The sequence below is a fragment of the Bradyrhizobium sp. CCBAU 11361 genome (assembly GCF_028128935.1).
Taxonomy (GTDB): Bacteria; Pseudomonadota; Alphaproteobacteria; order Rhizobiales; family Xanthobacteraceae; genus Bradyrhizobium; species Bradyrhizobium niftali.
Window position 1 is genome coordinate 24,952 of record NZ_LBJZ01000005.1, and the last position, 17,458, is coordinate 42,409.

The 17,458-nt window shown below is 65.8% G+C and carries 20 protein-coding genes and 1 tRNA gene; 12 read left to right on the forward strand and 9 right to left on the reverse strand.

Translation table 11 applies throughout. The annotated features are described in order from the left end of the window. Positions 1-15: 15 nt before the first annotated feature. Positions 16-795, reverse strand: a complete 780-nt coding sequence (locus XI08_RS02525; RefSeq protein ID WP_027549071.1) for an NAD kinase — start codon at positions 793-795, stop codon at positions 16-18. 251 nt (positions 796-1,046) lie between these two features. Here XI08_RS02525 and XI08_RS02530 point away from each other — a divergent pair, with 251 nt between their 5' ends. Further along, positions 1,047-2,615 carry a S10 family peptidase gene (locus XI08_RS02530; RefSeq protein WP_271573233.1) on the forward strand — a complete coding sequence of 523 codons (1,569 nt, stop codon included), beginning with the start codon at positions 1,047-1,049 and terminating at the stop codon, positions 2,613-2,615. Here the strand turns inward: XI08_RS02530 and XI08_RS02535 are convergent. After that, positions 2,605-3,990 (reverse strand): serine hydrolase domain-containing protein, encoded by a 1,386-nt coding sequence (locus XI08_RS02535; RefSeq protein WP_271573234.1) that lies wholly within the window; start codon positions 3,988-3,990, stop codon positions 2,605-2,607. The two genes, XI08_RS02530 and XI08_RS02535, sit on opposite strands and share 11 nt — an antisense overlap. Before the next feature lie 108 nt (positions 3,991-4,098). Further along, the gene (locus tag XI08_RS02540; RefSeq protein ID WP_271573235.1) at positions 4,099-4,641 is read right to left on the reverse strand and encodes a tetratricopeptide repeat protein; all 543 of its coding nucleotides are present in this window, start codon (positions 4,639-4,641) and stop codon (positions 4,099-4,101) included. A gap of 252 nt (positions 4,642-4,893) precedes the next feature. Between XI08_RS02540 and XI08_RS02545 the strand changes: the two genes are divergently transcribed. The 4 genes from XI08_RS02545 (at position 4,894) to XI08_RS45935 (ending at position 7,442) form a co-directional block, all read left to right on the forward strand. Then, the gene (locus XI08_RS02545; protein ID WP_271573236.1) at positions 4,894-5,262 is read left to right on the forward strand and encodes a His-rich protein BRANT; all 369 of its coding nucleotides are present in this window, start codon (positions 4,894-4,896) and stop codon (positions 5,260-5,262) included. Positions 5,263-5,459: 197 nt separating this feature from the next. Beyond that, complete coding sequence (locus XI08_RS02550) at positions 5,460-5,894, forward strand: hypothetical protein (protein ID WP_271573237.1); 435 nt, start codon at positions 5,460-5,462, stop codon at positions 5,892-5,894. Between the two features lie 301 nt (positions 5,895-6,195). Next, positions 6,196-6,903 (forward strand): outer membrane protein, encoded by a 708-nt coding sequence (locus XI08_RS02555; RefSeq protein ID WP_027549077.1) that lies wholly within the window; start codon positions 6,196-6,198, stop codon positions 6,901-6,903. Between the two features lie 296 nt (positions 6,904-7,199). Continuing rightward, positions 7,200-7,442 carry a DUF6719 family protein gene (locus XI08_RS45935; protein WP_092191392.1) on the forward strand — a complete coding sequence of 81 codons (243 nt, stop codon included), beginning with the start codon at positions 7,200-7,202 and terminating at the stop codon, positions 7,440-7,442. A 22-nt stretch (positions 7,443-7,464) separates the two neighbouring features. On the opposite strand, the gene XI08_RS02565 is transcribed toward XI08_RS45935, so the two are convergent. The 3 genes from XI08_RS02565 to XI08_RS02580 form a co-directional block, all read right to left on the reverse strand. After that, positions 7,465-7,719, reverse strand: coding sequence for a hypothetical protein (locus XI08_RS02565; protein ID WP_027549079.1), 255 nt, complete (start codon positions 7,717-7,719; stop codon positions 7,465-7,467). Positions 7,720-8,022: 303 nt separating this feature from the next. Next, entirely contained in the window at positions 8,023-8,412 is a 390-nt protein-coding gene (locus XI08_RS02570) for a hypothetical protein (RefSeq protein WP_271573238.1), read from the reverse strand. 286 nt (positions 8,413-8,698) lie between these two features. Next, the gene (locus tag XI08_RS02580; protein WP_271573240.1) at positions 8,699-8,893 is read right to left on the reverse strand and encodes a hypothetical protein; all 195 of its coding nucleotides are present in this window, start codon (positions 8,891-8,893) and stop codon (positions 8,699-8,701) included. A 250-nt stretch (positions 8,894-9,143) separates the two neighbouring features. On the opposite strand from XI08_RS02580, the gene XI08_RS02585 reads away from it, so the two are divergent. The 5 genes from XI08_RS02585 (at position 9,144) to XI08_RS02605 (ending at position 14,375) form a co-directional block, all read left to right on the forward strand. Next, positions 9,144-10,841, forward strand: coding sequence for a methyl-accepting chemotaxis protein (locus XI08_RS02585; protein ID WP_271573241.1), 1,698 nt, complete (start codon positions 9,144-9,146; stop codon positions 10,839-10,841). A 265-nt stretch (positions 10,842-11,106) separates the two neighbouring features. After that, positions 11,107-11,820, forward strand: coding sequence for a class I SAM-dependent methyltransferase (locus XI08_RS02590; RefSeq protein WP_271573242.1), 714 nt, complete (start codon positions 11,107-11,109; stop codon positions 11,818-11,820). 102 nt (positions 11,821-11,922) lie between these two features. Beyond that, entirely contained in the window at positions 11,923-12,342 is a 420-nt protein-coding gene (locus XI08_RS02595) for a c-type cytochrome (RefSeq protein WP_271573243.1), read from the forward strand. Next, on the forward strand, positions 12,330-13,760 hold the full coding sequence (locus tag XI08_RS02600; protein WP_271573244.1) for an outer membrane protein assembly factor BamB family protein: 1,431 nt from the start codon (positions 12,330-12,332) through the stop codon (positions 13,758-13,760). Before XI08_RS02595 ends, XI08_RS02600 begins: the two co-directional genes overlap by 13 nt. 198 nt (positions 13,761-13,958) lie before the next feature. Next, positions 13,959-14,375 (forward strand): GFA family protein, encoded by a 417-nt coding sequence (locus XI08_RS02605; protein WP_271573245.1) that lies wholly within the window; start codon positions 13,959-13,961, stop codon positions 14,373-14,375. Between the two features lie 19 nt (positions 14,376-14,394). Here XI08_RS02605 and XI08_RS02610 read toward each other — a convergent pair. Both XI08_RS02610 and XI08_RS02615 read right to left on the reverse strand, forming a co-directional pair. Continuing rightward, positions 14,395-14,469, reverse strand: a tRNA-Thr gene (locus XI08_RS02610). 172 nt (positions 14,470-14,641) lie between these two features. Continuing rightward, on the reverse strand, positions 14,642-15,088 hold the full coding sequence (locus XI08_RS02615) for a hypothetical protein (protein ID WP_271573246.1): 447 nt from the start codon (positions 15,086-15,088) through the stop codon (positions 14,642-14,644). A gap of 302 nt (positions 15,089-15,390) precedes the next feature. Between XI08_RS02615 and XI08_RS02620 the strand changes: the two genes are divergently transcribed. Together XI08_RS02620 and XI08_RS02625 are read left to right on the forward strand one after the other, a co-directional pair. Continuing rightward, positions 15,391-15,876, forward strand: a complete 486-nt coding sequence (locus tag XI08_RS02620; RefSeq protein WP_271573247.1) for a hypothetical protein — start codon at positions 15,391-15,393, stop codon at positions 15,874-15,876. Between the two features lie 44 nt (positions 15,877-15,920). Further along, positions 15,921-16,433: a hypothetical protein gene (locus XI08_RS02625; protein WP_271573248.1), complete on the forward strand. Its 513-nt coding sequence runs from the start codon at positions 15,921-15,923 to the stop codon at positions 16,431-16,433. A 126-nt stretch (positions 16,434-16,559) separates the two neighbouring features. On the opposite strand, the gene rlmB is transcribed toward XI08_RS02625, so the two are convergent. Further along, entirely contained in the window at positions 16,560-17,390 is an 831-nt protein-coding gene (rlmB, locus tag XI08_RS02630; protein ID WP_271573249.1) for a 23S rRNA (guanosine(2251)-2'-O)-methyltransferase RlmB, read from the reverse strand. Between the last annotated feature and the right edge of the window lie 68 nt (positions 17,391-17,458).

A 17,458-nucleotide genomic window follows, 5' to 3' on the forward strand; every position in this document is an offset into this window, starting at 1 on the left:
GCGCCGGGCAGGGGCTCAGTACCCGAACTGCTCGCGCAAGATGCGTTCTTCCAGGCTGTGGCCGGGGTCGAACAGCATGCGCATCGAGATAGTCTTGTCGGACAGCACCTCGACGCGGCGGACGTCGCGCACCTCGTCGTGGTCGGCGACCGCGGCGACGGGGCGCTTGTCGCCCTCCAGCACCTCGATGACGACATAGGCCGTGTTGGGCAGCAGCGCGCCGCGCCAGCGGCGGGGGCGGAAGGCGCTGATCGGGGTCAGCGCCAGCAGCGCGGCGTTGATCGGCAGGATCGGCCCCTGGGCAGACAGGTTGTAGGCGGTCGAGCCTGCCGGCGTCGCCACCATGATGCCGTCGGCGATCAGCTCGGGCATGCGCTCGCGCTCGTCGATCAGGATCCGCAGGCGCGCCGCCTGGTAGGTCTGACGGAACAGAGCGACCTCGTTGATGGCGTGGTGCAGGTGGACGTGGTCGTTGACGTCGGTTGCGCGCATCAGCAGCGGATTGATCTCGGACTCATGGGCCGCCTCGAGCCGCGCGCGCAGATCGTGCGTCGAGTATTCGTTCATCAGGAAGCCGACCGTGCCGCGGTGCATGCCGTAGATCGGCTTTCCCGTGTGCATGTGCTGATGCAGCGTCTGGAGCATCAGCCCGTCGCCGCCGAGCGCGACCACGACGTCGGCCTCGTTCGGGTCGCAATTGCCATAGTCCCTGGTGAGCTGCCCGAAGGCGGTCTGCGCCTCGCTGCTCGGGCTGGCGACGAAGGCGATCCGGTCGTAGCGCGCTGTCTTGGTCATGGCTTCCGGGCAGGGCCGCTGGCTCGAGAAAGTTCCGCCGGGCTCGTCTATACACCCGGACCTGCATTGTCGAGGATGACCGCCCTTCAAGGCAAACGGGCGGCCGGCGGGTCCGGGATGAATCCGGGGCATTTCCAGCCCGATCGGCCTCTTTGGGCGCGGTCGGACCCATGATCCCCCAAACCGTCGCAATTCCGCGCTAGCCTATCGACCTCACCGGCTCCCACAGCAGCCGGGCAGGGAGAACGATTATGGTCACGGGTTTGCAGGAGGTCCGCCGTGCGGCGCTGGTGCTGGCGGTGTCCGCGGTCGCGCTCGCCGGATTTGCCCGCGCAGACGATCCGCCGCAGCCGCGCGCCGAGACGGCGACCCCAGCCGGACAGAAGGGCGGGCGTGGCAGTGGCGCGCAAGGCGCGCCGCAGAATCCATCGTCAGCCGCCGAGTTGCACCGTCTCCCGTCGGATTCGACCACGAAGCAGACCCTCGATCTGCCCGGCCGCACGCTCAACTTCGCCGCAACCGCCGGCTCGATCCGCGTGTTCGATGGCAAGGGCGAGCCGCTGGCCGACATCGCCTACTCGTCCTACGAACTCGAAGGTGCCGACCGCGCCACGCGCCCCGTGACGTTCCTGTTCAACGGCGGACCCGGCGCGTCCTCGGCATGGCTGCAGTTCGGCGCTGCGGGCCCGTGGCGGCTGCCGCTCGATGGCGAAGCCCTCTCGCCATCGGCCTCGCCCGAGGTGAAGCCGAACGCGGAGACCTGGCTCGATTTCACCGATCTCGTCTTCATCGATCCCGTCAGCACCGGCTACAGCCGGTTCGTTGCGACCGGCGAGGACGCGCGCAAGTCCTTCTATTCCGTCGACGGTGACGTCAACGCGGTCGCGCTGGTGATCCGCCGCTGGCTCGAGAAGCACAACCGGCTGGTCTCGCCGAAATACGTTGCAGGCGAGAGTTATGGCGGCATCCGCGGGCCGAAGGTCGTGCGCCAGTTGCAGATCCAGCACGGCGTCGGCGTCAGGGGATTGATCCTGGTGTCGCCGCTGCTCGACTTCCGCGAGTTCACCGGCACCAGCCTCCTGCAATATGTCGCGACGCTGCCGAGCTATGTGGCGGTGGCGCGCGAGGCCAAAGGACCGGTCAAGCGCGCCGATCTCGCCGACGTGGAGGCTTACGCGCGCGGCGAATTCCTGGCCGACCTCGTCAAGGGCGAAGCCGACAAGGAGGCTACCAATCGCCTGGCCGACAAGGTCGCCGAGCTCACCGGCATCGATCAGGCGGTGAGCCGCAGGCTCGCCGGCCGTTTCGACGTCGGTGAATTCCGCCGCGAATTCGATCGCAAGAACGGCAAGGTGATGGGACGCTACGATGCCTCCGTGCGCGGCTTCGATCCCTATCCGGATTCCAGCAGTACGCGCTTCGGGGATCCCTCGGGCGACGCGCTCCAGGCGCCGCTGACGAGCGCCGCGGTCGACGTGTTGACCCGCAAGCTCAACTGGCGGCCTGATGGCTCCTACGAAGTCCTCAACGGCGCCGTCGAGGGCCAGTGGGATTTCGGCCGCGGCATCAACCCGCCGCAGTCAGTGTCCGAGCTGCGCCAGATCCTCGCGACAGATGCGAAGCTGAACGTCCTGGTCGCACACGGCCTGTTCGATCTCGCCACGCCCTATTTCGGAACGAAGCGGGTGCTCGACCAATTGCCGGCGTTCGCGACCCAGCGCGTGAAATTCGTCGTCTATCCCGGCGGCCACATGTTCTATTCGCGCGACGGCTCGCGGCAGGCGTTTCGGGGCGAGGTCGAGGGATTGATCAGGGAGTAGGCCGACGTTTGCGCGGCGGATACCTCCGCGCGATCTCGCGCGCCACAACATGCTCCGGCTTGACGTTGGCACCGGCGATCCAGATGTCGCTGACCTTGCCGCGCTTGTCGCGGACACGACGCACCGGCTCGCCGTGGCTGGAATAGCCGGCGGCCCAGGAGAGCTCGCCGGCATCACGGCCGGTGACCTCGATCTCGGCGGCATCCATGAACGGATTGTTGAACTGCGGATTGGCGATCAGCACGCGGTTGCCCATCGGCACCAGATCGGCCGCGCCCCACATCGTCCACCAGCGGCCGGTCCAGTCGCGCAGGCGCCGGTCGGGCGCGCCGCGGGTCTTGAAGACGCGCAGGATCTGCATCGCGCCGTCCATCCAGAGCGGCGCCGCGCCGTCGATGGAGTTGCTGAGGATGCTGATCGCGAGCTCGCAAGAGGGGAGGGAGCAGGTCCGCGAGATGTAGCCCTGGAAACCGCCGCCATGGCCGAACCAGTCCCAGCCGTCGGTCTTGCCGGCGTTGACGCCGAGGCCGTAATAGCCCTCGAAACTCTGCGGGATGCGCCAATGGTGCCGCGTCATCTCGCGGCGGCTCGCGACCGACAGCACGCTCTTTCTTGCGTTGGGGGCAAGCTGCGCGAAGAAGCGGGCGGTGTCGCCGGCGGTGGCGACGAAGCCCGCGGCCGACGCCATCGCGTGCGCGGGATTGTCGCCGGGGATCACGCATCGCTCGCCGAACGGCAGCGTTCGGGTATGGCCGCGTGCGAACGCCGCCCCCTTGGGAAGCGGTACGTTTGGCTCGGTCTCGCGCAGGCCCGCAGGTTCGATGATCTCGCGCCTGATCCAGACCGGGTAGGGCTCTTTCGTGATCGCTTCGATGACGAGACCAATCAGCCCAAAGCCATGATTGGAATATTTGAAGCGCGTGCCGGGCTCGATCGCGGTCGGCAGCTTCAGCTCCGCGAGCAGCTCCCTGGCGTTGAGATAGGGGCGGCTGTCGATGAACTGGCCGGAATCGGCGCCGTCGCGCGTCAGCCCCGCGCTGTGCGAGAGCACCTGCGCAATCGTCGTCTCGGCGACGCGCGGATGCAGGCCGGTGACATAGTGGCCGACGGTGTCGTCGAGCCGGATCTTGCGCTGCTCGCGCAGCTTCATGATGCCGGCGGAGGTAAAGCTCTTCGAGTGCGAGGCGATGCGGAAGCGGTGGCGCGGGGTGAGCTTCTCGCCGGTGTCGAGATTGGCAAGGCCAAATGCGTGCTCGGCGACGACCTCGCCGCGATGGGCGAATGCGATGATGACGCCCGGCTGTTGGACTGTCGTCTGTTGGAATTCGACCCAGGAGCCGATGTAGTCGATCGCGGATCGCAGCCAACTGTCCATTGCGCACCGATTTGCGAGGGGAGGATTGGTGCGGGAGGCTAGCCGAGAAAGCAGAACCGGCACAACCCCGAGGTTGTGCCGGTTCGCGTCGTACGGAAACCAGATGGCTTAGTAGACGAGCGTCGCGCCGGTCGGCTTGTCGAGCGCCGCGGCCAGCGAGCGATACTCGGAGCTGTCGGTGCCGGCGAGCGAGGCGATCTTGTTCAGGTGATATTGCGCCTGCTCGCGGTTGCCCTGCTCGAGCTGCCAGAGGCCGTAATACTGCCAGGTGCGGACGTGGTTCGGATCGTCCTTCAGCGCCAGTTCGTAATAGACCTTGGACGACTGGTAGTCGCCGAGCTTGCGATAGGAATAGCCGATCAGATTGGCGACGTCGGCGACGTCGTCGCGCTTGAGCGACTTCAACTGATCGATCGCGCCCGTGTAGTTATGGTCGTCGTAGATCGTGGTGTAGGCGGTGCGATAGGCAGCAAGGAATTTCGGATCGCTGACGGAGGAGCTCTTCTTCTTGCCCTTCTTGGTCGACGTGTCCGACTTCGGCGGCGACGAGGGATCGTCTCCGCCCGCGGCATAGGCGCCGGTCAGTACCGGCCCGGCTGCGAGCGTCATCGAAACGAGTCCCGGCAGCAGAAGCATTGAGAGTTTGCGCATCTAAGTTCTCCCGTATGAAGCGTGGCGATCCTACACGATTGCCTGAAGACCGGAACACCCGCCGGGCAAAAACATTCCCGGCTGCCCCGGCCCCTTCGGCCCGCCGCAGATGACAAACTTGTCATCCAGATGAACGGAAGCCTGCAACCGGCTTCAGACTGGGTTCAGCGCGCGAGGCCTAGGCTCCCACCTACGATCGAAGGGGTGGCGAGAGGGCGCCCGCCTCAAGATCCTTCCAAGAGGAGACCAACCATGTTGAAGACCATTTCCGCAGCCTTGCTCGCAGCTTCCGTGATCGCAGCTCCGGCCTTCGCGGCCGAGGCCGGCAAGACCACCACGACCGCGCCGGTGATCAAGGCGGACCAGAGCCAGACCAAGACGTCGACCACCGCCGTGAAACCGGACACCGGCGTCAAGGCCGACACCAAGGCCGCCGACGTCAAGGCGGATGCCAAGGTCGACGCCAAGTCGAAGACGATGAATGCGAACGCCGCGGTCACGCCCGACGAGCACAAGACCGTGCGGACGCATCGCCATCACCACAAGCATCTGTCGGCCAAGAAGTCGCTGAAAGCGCAGCCCGACGTCACCAAGCCGGTGACGACCGAGAAGCGCAGCTAACGACTGATCCCGCGCGGCGGCATCCCTGGCATTGCCCTGCTGGCGCGTGCGGAATTCAGGCCCGGTCCGTTGTCCCGGCGTCTTGCGCGAAAGCGCAAGGCACCGGCGGCGGGCCGGTGCGCCTGCAAGCGAATTCCCTTCGTGCAACCTTGGGGCTAGAACATCTCCCTGATCTGAGCGAGCGGAGAGCGTGACCTGTGGGGCGATTGGCGAAACGTGCGGCGAGCCTGCTATCGATCCTGGCATTGCCGCTGGCGCTCGCGGGGTGTTTCGGCAGCGACGGTGACCGTCCGACCCTGATGGCCGGGACCCAGGCTGGAGGTCCTCAGCCTTTTCCCGACAATTTCCGCGGTGACACGCTCGCCTTGATGCGCGCCTATCTGAACAATCCGGTCGGCGTGCGCGAGGCCGGCATGGCCGAGCCGGAGCTGCGCGAGGTCGGCGGCCGACAGTTCTACGTGAGCTGCCTGCGCTTCATGCCCCGCGAGACCGACGGCAGCTACAAGGTCATGCGCGAGCGCGCCGTCGTCTTCGTCAACGGACGGGCCGACCGCGTCCTCGATCGCGCCAGCGAGTTCTGTACTGGCGCGGTTTACGCACCCTTTCCGGAACTGGAAAAGATGACGCGGTAGCGCAAAGCCCGCCTTCATCGGCTGGTGCTAGGACAGAAGCCGCCGGAGCCGCTGGATCACATTTTGGCGAGCTTTGAACGGGGCGGATTAGCCTTGCGACAGATCGTTACGGCAAGCCTTGCGCGGCAAGCCTTGCGCGGGTGGCAGAAACAGCCGGTGCAAGGCAACGTGACGGAACAAAATCGCGATGTTGCCACCCCGTCACAGTATCGAAAGATCAACGTTCCGGCATCGCCGCGAAGCAACCAAATTCACGCCACGTTGTTTGCTGAGGGTCGATTTTGAAAGAACGGGGATGGATATGAAAACGATTTTGCTGGGCGCAGTCGCTCTGCTTGCGCTAGCCGCGCCGGCCGCAGCGGCCGACATGCAGCCGCGCCCTTACACCAAGGCACCGGCCTATACGCCGCCGCAGGTGATTTACAATTGGACCGGCTTCTACATCGGCGGCCATGTCGGCGGCGCGTTCGCCGGCGACAGCAGCTTCCAGTCGAGCGACGCCCGCTTCCTGGGCGGCGTGCAGGGCGGCTTCGACTACCAGTTCGCACCCAATTGGGTCGTGGGTGTCGAGGCCCAGTATTCCTGGCTGCCGACCAACAACAACGGTGTCACGTTCCCGCTGGGAACGCAGGTGACGTCCAATACCGACCAACTCGGATCGGTGACTGGCCGGATCGGCTACACCTGGGGTCCGACGCTGCTCTACGCCAAGGGTGGTTACGCCTGGCGCAATGGCGGCCTTGGCGTCAACGTCGCCGGCGTGCCGCAGACCTTCACCGCCACCGGTAACAACAAGGACGGCTACACCGTCGGCGCCGGCCTCGAATACATGTTCGCGCCGAGCTGGTCGGCCAAGGCCGAGTACCAGTACTACAATTTCGGCAGCACCACGTTCACCTCCGGGCCGGCCGACATCGTCGGCGTCCGTGGCCGGGAGGACGAGCATACCGTCAAGGTCGGTGTGAACTACCGCTTCGGCTGGGGCGGTCCGTCAGCCTCGCGCTACTGACCCGCCAGCAGCCGTCCCAGATCTGACAAAGGCCGGCTCGCGCCGGCCTTTCGTTTGCCCCGGCTCGCGCCGGCCTTTCGTTTGCCCACCCGTCCGTTTGCCCACCCGTCGTTCGCCAGCCCGTTGTTTGCTTGGCGTGAACCATCTGGCGCGTCATTTGCAAGCAAACATTCCGGCGCGCGCGTTCTCACGCGTGTCATGGGGCCGGCGTAAAGCAAAAATAATCTTTGCCGCTTACGGAACTCGCGCTCCGGAACGCGTTATATGAGAATTACAGGGCTGGTGGGACGACGGTCATGCGTATCTTGGTGTCGGCAGCAGTGCTCTCGTGCTTGGTCGCCGTGCCATGCTCTGCTCAAACAATCCTCAAATCCGAGCCTCTGATGCTAGCACCCTATGAGGTGGCCTTCGTCAAGGACGCCTCCTGTCCGTCCGGCAAGGTGTTGAAGGTCACCGGCGCGATCCGCGGGCTGCACCGCCGCAAGGCCTGCGTGGCGCTGGCCGGCGAGCAGGCATCGCTGGCGACCGCAACGCCCTGAACCCCCGGCTTCCAGCCCGACCTCACAAATTCAGCTGAAGCTCAATCCTGGACTCGCGCTCGGCCTCGGCTTTGTTCGTGGCGGGGTCCTCGCCCTGCGCTGCCCGGCAGGGCTTGATCTCGTAGTCGTTGTCGAGCACCCGGCGCGGCCCGGCACGCTCGTCGTCGGCGCTGATATCCACGACGAGACCGCTCCGCTGCGCCAATTTCCAGACGTCGGACTCATCAGGATAGGCCTTGCTGATCTGGGCGTCGTTGCAGAACAAGGCGTAGGGCATTCTTCCCGCTCCCGGAAAGCGCATTAACGACTTCACCGGCGCGGGGTTCCGGCAGACGGGCAATCACGGGGGCGTGATCGGGGCGCCAGGGGCCTTGAGTCGTAAACGAGTCCTGAATCCCCAAAAAAAGAATCCCTGGGACTCTCCGGCCGGAATCAGCGGATGTTTTTGGCCATGACGAGCGACCTGAAAACCTCCTGCGGGCACATGCTCCTGCCGCTGACGGTGGCGCTGTTTGGTGCCTGCGCAGCCAATCTCTGGCTGGTTTGGTCCTGGCTGTAGGTCCCTGACGGCCTGCCTGCCTTACTTGGCGGCCGGTGGAGGAGGGGCGGCGTCGCGGATGGCGGCGCGGACTTTTGTCAGGGTCGCCGCGCAATATTCCTCGCGCTCGCGCTCGAACCGCTCCTGATGCTTGCGGAAATTGGCGATCCTGGCCTGCATCTCGGTGCGGAAATCGCCACCCGTGCGGGGCGGCGGGACCTGGACGGGCCGAGCCTCGGGGACGGGGGAAGATATCGCCGGTGGCGGGTCGGTTTCGACCGCAATGGCCTGCACGGTCACGATCTCCGTGGTCAGCGCGAACGCAGCAGGCGGGCTTTCCGGCGGACGGAGGTCGTCCTTCTTGCCGGTTACCGATTGGACGAAGGCCAGTGTCTGCGCGATCAGTGCGTCGCGCTCCGTGATCCACTTCATGGGCCACCCCTGTTGGGGCCATTCCACCAAAGCTCGAGGGGCGAATCAAGAAGGTATCCTGCAAGGGATTGCATATTTTTCCCGGGCGCCCGACAGTGGGCGGATGGATGCCGGAAAAGAGAAGTCGGACGAAGTCGAGGGCTTGAGGCTTGTTCGCGCGTTCCTGTCGCTGCCGCCCGGCAAGCGGGCAGAGGTGATCGCGTTCGTCGAGGAATTGGCGCGTGCTCATGGTCGGCCCGGGGAGGGTGAGGGCACATCTCCGAAGGGCACATCCCCGAGGTGAGCGCTATCGCTGGCGCGGATTGACATTGGGCACGAAGGGCGTCCCGACCACCCGGACCGCCGCCGGGGCTGCGGCATCGACCGGCCTGCTGTTGTCGGCGACCTGCCGCTCCGGAGCCTGTCCAAGGACCGGCTCGTACAGCGCAAGCGTGCCGGCGACGACGACGCAGCACAGCGTCACCGCCCCCAGCAAGAACATGTTTCGATGGTCTGCCCTGATCCGCATGGGGCAAGAACGAGCGACGCACGCGCTTGGTTCCGCGCCGGCGATACGGGAGCAGGCATCCTGAAAAAGGCGGCCGAAGCTTACGCCAAGCTTACGGCGGGACTCCAAAGAGTTATTTTTCGGTAAGAGTACCGGTATCATTTGGTATTAAATTTTAACGACCGCCGGCTCCAATGCACGTTGCTGGGATTACGCCCTCGACTGGACATCATTGGATCTTGCGATGAGCTTTTTGAACAATTTGAAGATCGTGTGGAAGGTCGCGCTGATCGTGGCCGTGATGGGCTGTGCGATGGTTGGCGTCGCCACCTTTGGCACGCGCGAACTCTCTGCGACCGTCGACGGGTTTGCCGAGCTCTCCGCCACGCAGTCGTCGGCGCTCAACCTCACCCGCGCCCAGCGCCGCGCCGAGACCTATCACGCGGCGCTCTATGCGGTCTTCACCGAGGCGACAGAGGCCGGCAACGCCAACCGTCTCAAGATCGCGACCCAGAACCGCGACGAAATCCGCCAATATCTGGACGCGGCGGAGCAGGACGACCCAACGCGCGCGAGCCAGATCAGGAGCATCGGCGACCAGTTGAAGGCCGTGTTCGCCGGCTGCGATCCGGTTTTGAAGGCTGGCTCGCAGGCCAGCACCACGGAAGACAATGCCAATGCCGCAGACCGGGCGCACAAGGAGTGCGATCCGGTGATGGACGCGGCCCTGGCCCGCATCGCCCAGTTCGTGACCGAGACCGCGCAGGTGGTTGCCAAGCGCAAGGAAGCCATCAACCGCGACGCCCGCTCCGCGACCTGGACCGTGATGGGCGTCAGCGCCGGGGGCCTGATCCTCGGCATCGCGATCGCGCTGTTCATCGGCCTCAATGCGATGTCCCGGCCGATCGCCCGGCTCAAGCTCGCCATGGAAGGCCTTGCCCGCAACGATCTCAAGACCGAGGTGCCCGAGAAGGATCGCCGCGACGAGATCGGCGACATGGCAAGGACCGTCGAAGTGTTCAAGACCAACGGGGTCGAAGTGGAGCGGCTCAAGGCGGCGCAGGCGGAAGCCGAGAAGCAGGCCGCAGAGCAGCGCCGCCGCGACATGGTCAACCTGGCCGACGGCTTCGAACGTGCGGTCGGCGAGATCATCGAAACGGTCGGGTCCGCGTCCACCGAGCTTGAGGCGTCGTCCTCGACCTTGGCCACCACCGCGCAGCGCGCGCAGGAGCTGACCTCCGTCGTCGTGGCCGCTTCGGGCGAAGCCACCGGCAACGTGCAGTCGGTTGCGACCGCCACGGAAGAGCTGTCTTCCTCGGTCAACGAGATCAGCCGGCAGGTGCAGGAATCGGCGCGGATGGCGGGCGAAGCCGTCGGCCAGGCGCGCACCACCACCGAGCGCGTCAGCGAGCTTTCGGTCGCGGCCACGCGGATCGGCGACGTTGTCGAGCTGATCAACACCATTGCCGGCCAGACCAATCTGCTGGCGCTGAACGCCACGATCGAAGCCGCGCGCGCCGGCGAGGCCGGCCGCGGCTTCGCGGTCGTTGCCTCCGAGGTGAAGACGCTGGCCGAGCAGACCGCGAAGGCGACCGGCGAGATCAGCCAGCAGATTTCCGGCATCCAGACCGCGACCCAGGAATCCGTCAACGCGATCCGCGACATCTCCGCGACGATCGAGCGGCTCTCGGAAGTGTCGTCGACCATCGCCGCGGCCGTCGAGGAGCAGGGGGCCGCGACCCAGGAGATCTCGCGCAACGTGCAGCAGGCCGCTCACGGCACCCAGCAGGTCTCCTCGAACATCACCGACGTGCAGCGCGGCGCGGCGGAGACCGGCTCGGCGTCCTCGCAGGTGCTCTCGACCGCAAAGATGCTGGCGACCGACAGCAACCGGCTGAAGGACGAAGTCGGAAAATTCCTCCGGACGGTGCGCGCCGCCTGAGTCTGCGCGGCGACGTCCGTCCGCCGCGCCGATAGCGCCTATTGCGGCAGCAGAAATGCAAGCACGATGACGAACAGCACTGCCGTCATGATGACGGCCGTAGCTGCACCGGCGACCATTTTGGCCTTCTCTCGTGCGGTGGTGGGGCGCATGAAAATTCCAACGAGACGGATGAGGTGAGCGGGTTCGCTTGCGGACCATTTCGGACAGCAGGCTCTCCTTGTATAGTGCGTTTGCGCCGGAATCTCGATTCGCGTGCTCTCTGATGATCCCCAATCGTCCGCCCGTGCTCGCCCACGAACGCTTCGTTGCCGACCGCGACAATTTCGCGGGCCTCGATCTCGCCGCGCGGTTCGAGCGGATCGAGCGGACGAACCTGTGGGGCGCGGCCAGCTCGGTCTCGGGCCTCGGCTCGGAGGATCCCGCCACGGCCGCGATCCGGGACGCGCTTCCTGCACTGCTGCAACGGCTCGGCGCGCGCTCGCTGCTCGATGCGCCCTGCGGCGATGCGGGCTGGATCGGCCGCATGAAGCTCGATCTCGACTACATCGGCATCGATATCGTGCCGTCGCTGATCGAGGCCAATAGCGAGCGCGCGGCACGAGGTGAACTGGCCGGTCGTTTCCGCGTTGCGGACATCACGCGCGATGCGCTGCCGGCTGCCGACTTGATCCTGTGCCGCGACTGCCTGGTTCATTTGAGCTTCGACAACATCGTCCGCGCCGTCACGAACTTTCGTGCGAGCGGCGCGCGCTTCCTGATGGTCACGACGTTTCCCCAATGGGATGCAAATCGCGACTGCGAGGACGGCGACTGGCGCGCGCTGAACATGGAGACGGCGCCGTTCAACTGGCCGGCGCCGCGCGAACTGATCAACGAGCGCTGCGAGGAGGGCGGCGGTGGCTGGCGCGACAAGAGCCTCGGGCTCTGGCGGCTGGATGAATTGCCCGATCGCGTCCGCATTGCCACGGGGATGTGACGGACGCAGCCGGAACGTCCGTTGCCCCAGTGATTGCCGTCGCGCTACATTTCGGGTTGCATGAAGCCGTCTCGCGTTGCGGTGACGGTGCCGGAGCACGCCATGAGACCAAGCGTAGTGGTCGTCGCCATGCTGATCTGGTGCTGCGCGCCGGCGCTGGCGCAGCAGGAGGGCGCTGCGCTCTACGCGAGCCACTGCGCGCAATGTCACGATGCCGGCAATGCCCAAAGCCGTGTGCCGGGCCGCAGCGCCATGCAGGGAATGTCGTTCGATCATGTGCTGGGGACACTGACCTTCGGCAGCATGGCGGCGATGGCGAAGGAGCGTAGCGAGGAGGAACGCCGCGCGATTGCTGCCTTCGTCACCGCAAGACTGCGGCTGGCGACGCTGCGATCGAAGCGCCGGGGCGCTGTGCGCAGCAGGTCAGTGCCTTTCCAGAGCCGCTCGACGGTCCACGCTGGAACGGGTGGGGCGTCGACGCTGGCAACAGCCGCTTCCAGCCGGCCGACATGGCGGGGCTGACCGCGGAAGAGGTGCCGCGCCTGCGGCTGAAATGGGCTTACGCCTTTCCCGGCGCCTCGGTGTCGTTTGCGCCGCCGACGATCGTCGGCGGCCTGCTGTTCATCGGCGGTACCGACCGCAAGGTGCACGCGCTCGATGCGCGAAGCGGCTGCACGCTGTGGACGTTGCCGACCGATGCCGCGGTGCGCGCTGCGATCAGCTTCGCGCCGCTTCCCGGTACCGATCAGTTCGCGATCTTTTTCGGTGACTTGCGCGCCAATGCCTATGCCGTGAACGCGCTGACCGGCGCGCTGATCTGGAAGACGAAGGTCGAGGAGCATCCGGCCGCGCGCATCACCGGCGCGCCGACGCTGCATTCCGGCGTGCTCTACGTGCCGGTGTCCTCACTCGAGGAGGCCGCCGGCTCGCAAGCCAGTTACGAATGCTGCACTTTCCGCGGCAGCGTGGTGGCGCTGGAGGCCCTGACCGGCAAGCCGGTGTGGCAGGCCTACACGATCCCGGAAGTGCCGCATCCGACCAGCAAGAATACGAGAGGCACGCAGCTGTTCGGCCCGTCCGGCGCTGCGGTGTGGTCGGCGCCGACGATCGATCCGAAGCGCAACGCCGTCTACGTCGCGACCAGCAACTCCTACTCGAATCCGCCGGCCGCGACCGCCGATGCGATCCTCGCGTTCGAGCTTGCGACCGGAAAGCTGCTCTGGAAGCAACAGGCGACCCCGAAGGACGCCTTCATCGTGGCGTGCTACGGCGCGGACAGGACCAATTGTCCTGACGAGCACGGCCCCGATCACGATTTCGGCCAGTCGCCGATCCTCGTGACCCTGCGCGACGGCAGGCGTGTTCTTGCCATCGCGCAGAAGTCCGGCGTCGTGCACGCGCTCGACCCTGATGATGACGGCAAGATCCTGTGGCAGACGCGGGTTGGCAAGGGCGGTGCGCTCGGCGGCAGCGAATGGGGCTCGGCCGCCGACCAGGACCGCATCTACGTCGCGAACTCCGACGTGCGTTTCCTGCACGATGGCACGCGGCGGCTCGATTCCACCCAAGGCGGCGGCCTGTTCGGCCTCGATCTCGCCAGCGGGAAGATTGCGATGGAAGTGTCTCCCGTCGCCTGCGGCGATCGTCTCCAATGCAGCCCCGCGCTATCGGCGGCGGTGAGCCTGATCCCCGGTGTCGTGTTCTCCGGCGGCGTCAGCGGCTTCCTTCGCGCCTACGCCATAGCCGACGGCAAGCTGCTGTGGGAGTTCGATACCGCGCGAGACTATACGGCCGTGAACGGCGTCCCCGCCCATGGCGGCGCGATCGACGGTCCCGGGCCGGTCATCGCCGGCGGCATGCTCTACACCAATTCCGGCTACGGCCAGTGGGGCGGCGTCGCCGGCAACGTGCTGCTGGCGTTCGAGGTGGGGAAGGAGTGAGGGCGAGCATCGGTGCATTGCTCCACCAACTCGTCATTGCGGGCCAACGGGTCCGCGCGAAGCGCGGCCCGATGACAGGCTCCGCGAAGCAATCCAGAATCTTCTCGCGACGACGGTATGCGGGAACACCGTTCCGGATTGCGCTCCGCTCCATCCGGGCCGCGGGACCCGTCGGCCAACCAAGAGGAAGGAATTTCGATGATCGACGCCCGATGTCATTGCGGCGCTCTTGCGCTGTCGCTTCCGGGGCCATCAAGCCTCGTCGCTGCCTGCCATTGCATTGACTGCCAGCGGCGAACAGGCGCGCCGTTCGGTGTCGGTGCCTTCTATCCGGCAGAGGCCGTCACGATCTCAGGCGCGTCGAAGGAATACGTCCGCACGGCCGCGAGCGGCGGCAAGGTCCGCAGCCATTTTTGTCCCGACTGCGGTTCAACGGTCTACTGGAAAGCCGACAATCTGCCTGCGATGATCGGCGTCGCCGTCGGTGCCATCGCGGATCCGAATTTTCCGGCCCCGGTCAGATCGGTTTTCGAGCAGTCGAAACATGTCTGGGTGGAGATCGCCGGCGCCGCCCAGCATTTCCAGCAGAGCAGCCTGCAGAAGAATTCGGACTGAGTGCGCCTGCGTCGAGCGCTGGTGCCGGCTGAGGGGATTGAACCCCCGACCTTCGGTTTACAAAACCGCTGCTCTACCGCTGAGCTAAGCCGGCGACGCTGGAGATGCGGGGCAGGGCTCGGCATGTGCCGAGCTGTCCTCCCGCTCGGGCGTCGCAATATCAGACTTGGGTGGAAAGTGCCAGAACCCGAAGGCGGCGTCTCGCCGGCATAAAACAGGCGGCCCGTTGGGCCGCCTGAAACCGTTCAACCCGATGGAAGAAGGCCTCACTGGCAGAGGTGCCGCCGGCCGTCTTCGCCCTTGATCCAGGTGCCGGGCTTGCAGACGATGCCGTTGCGGGCTGCATAGGCGTCCCAATTGCCGGACCAGCCTGGGCCGCTGCGGTCGTAGCTCGCGTAGGAATTACCCCAGCCCTGGAACGGTGCGGCGGCGACCGTTGCCGCGGTTCCGACGGCAGCGCCAGCCACTGCGCCCGCCGTATCGAGCGGCCAGAAGCCGGATCCATCATTCGGATTCACTTGGTTGCGGGCCATGTGGCGGCGGCGATAGGCGCGGTCGGCGGTCGCATTGCCGGGACCGAGATTCTGGCAATTGGCATCCTGGAATAGCCCCGTGCAGCGGCCCGAATTGTCGGCTGTGGCTTGCGCGAAGGCCGGTGTTGCCAGCGTGGACGCGACGATCGCGGCCAAGCCAAGAAGCTTCAGGCTCGTCATGGCATTTTCTCCATGTTGTTGAGACCTGTGCTAAGTGCGACCTCCAGCAGTCGTTCCGCGGATTCTCGCATGCAGGGTCACATCGACGTGAGCCCGCCCAGGATGTGCAGTTTATGCCACGCAACCTTGCGCGCTCTGGCACGTGCGGCGTGCTCCGCGTTAACGCTTCGCTAGCGCAGCTTGCGGCATTTGAGCGGCCCGCATCGCTTGCGCGTTAGGCTTACCGGCATTTGGTGAGCCAGCCTTAACCCTCTGTGCGCCGTGATCGGTTAGGTTGTGTTCCAGACAACCGGGATCCCACCATGCGCGCTCTGGCGCTCGCAGCCTTTTTGATCGGACTGCCCGCGACGGCGTTTGCCGGCGGCGGCTTCGATATCGTCATGCCCGGCCGCCCCGGCGTGCCGATCATCATCAATGGCATCGATGCGTCCTATAGCGTCGTCGAAGGTGTCTGGGGCCTGGGCAAGAACGTCCAGGTGCAGCCGACGATCTATGGCGGACGCTATGTCGCCGAGCGGCAGCCGGAAGACGTCGGCCATTATTATCCGACACTGGGTCTGCGGCCCGGCTACGGCCGGCTCGAGGTCGAGCCGCCAGCGAACCGCAAATTGCCGAAGCCGGCCGAGAGCTACCATCAGAGCTGGGGCGCGCAGTCGGCGCCGCTGCCGCCGCAGATGGATGTGCCGGCCGATCCGCCGCCGGTGATCCTGGCGCCTGAGATCAATGTGAATCCGCAGCATCGTCGGCCCCGGCCGCGTGCCGAGGTGCCCGGCAAGCCGCCGGGTTAAGAAACGACAAAAATCCGAAATACGGAAATCAACAGGAGAGAGTAATGCGTCAGATGATTTCGGGACTGGTCGCGGCGGCTGCCGTGATGTTGGTCGGGGCCACGCCGGCCGCGGCCTGCGGCTTCAATCCGTGCCAGCCGGTTGCGCCGGTCTATAGCGGCTGCAACACGGGTTGCGGTAGCTGGGGTTATGGCCAGGGTTATGGCGGATGGGGCTTTGAGCACCTCGCCGAGCCGACCACGCAGTATTACTACGTCAACCAGGGCCCGACCTACACCGGCCCCGGCGCCTTCGCGCCGTACCCGACCTATCGTGAGGACGCGGTCGTCGCGCCCGCCAATTACGGCTACGGCCGTGGTTATGGCTACGGCAACGGCTATGGCTATCGTGCCGCCGCCTATCCCTATCAGCGCCCGTACTACCGTCCGTATCGCTACGGCTATGGCCCGCGGCACGGCTATCTACCGCGCACGCACTATGGCTACGGTCCGCGCTACGGCTACGCCCACCGCGCGCCGTATTACGGCGGCCACCGCGTGCTGCGCCGCTATTACTGATCGTTTGATTGGTTGAGTTGAAGAAGCGCCCGTCCGCGCGATGCGGATGGGCGTTTCGTTTTTTTGGATTCTTAGTTTGACGCGTTTTCTTTACGCGAACCGGTATCCACTTCGCTCGAAAACGCTCTACCGCTTCATCAGCCCGAGCCGGCTTGCGCCGACGTAAAGCGAGAGCACGGCGGCATTCGACACGTTGAGGCTCTTGATCTCGCCGGGCATGTCGAGCCGCGCCACGACGCTGCAGGTCTCGCGGGTCAATTGCCGCAGGCCCTTGCCTTCGGCACCAAGCACCAGCGCGAGCGGCTCGCGCAGTGCGACGTCCGAGAGGTCCTCGCTGCCTTCGCTGTCGAGGCCAACCGTCTGGAAGCCGCGCTCGTTCAGCGCGGTGAGGGCGCGGGCGAGGTTTTGCACCGTCACCATCGGTACCAGTTCCAGCGCGCCTGAGGCGGCCTTGGCCAGCACGCCGGTTGCCTCGGGGCTGTGGCGCGCCGTGGTGATGATCGCCTTCACCGCGAACGCTGCTGCTGAACGCAGGATGGCGCCGACATTGTGCGGATCGGTGATCTGGTCGAGCACCAGCACCATGCCTTCCTGCTCCAGGGTCTCGATGTCGGGCGAGGGCAGGGCGTCGGCCTCGGCGAGCAGGCCCTGGTGGACAGCGTCGGGCGACAGCAGCCGGTCGATCTCCTGGGGACGGACGATCTCGGGCGTGACGCGGGTCTCGATGTTCTCGTCCGCGAGCCGCCTTGCGGCGTTCTCGGTCAGCGTCAGCTTGCGGATCCGCCGCGCCGGGTTTTGCAGCGCCATGGTGACGCTGTGCCAGCCATAAAGGATGACTGGACCGTCGGTTGCCGAATCACGGTCGCGCCAGGCCGGCCGACCGGCCGATTTCCCGGGCCTGTTGAAGGGCTTAGCCCCGCTGCGGGGCCCCCTCGGGGTGAATTTTCGATCCTTCATGGGCTCGCTTGTGTCACGGGTCCCGGAATATGGCAATTTGGGCGCCCAAGGTGACGATTTTAGCTGTT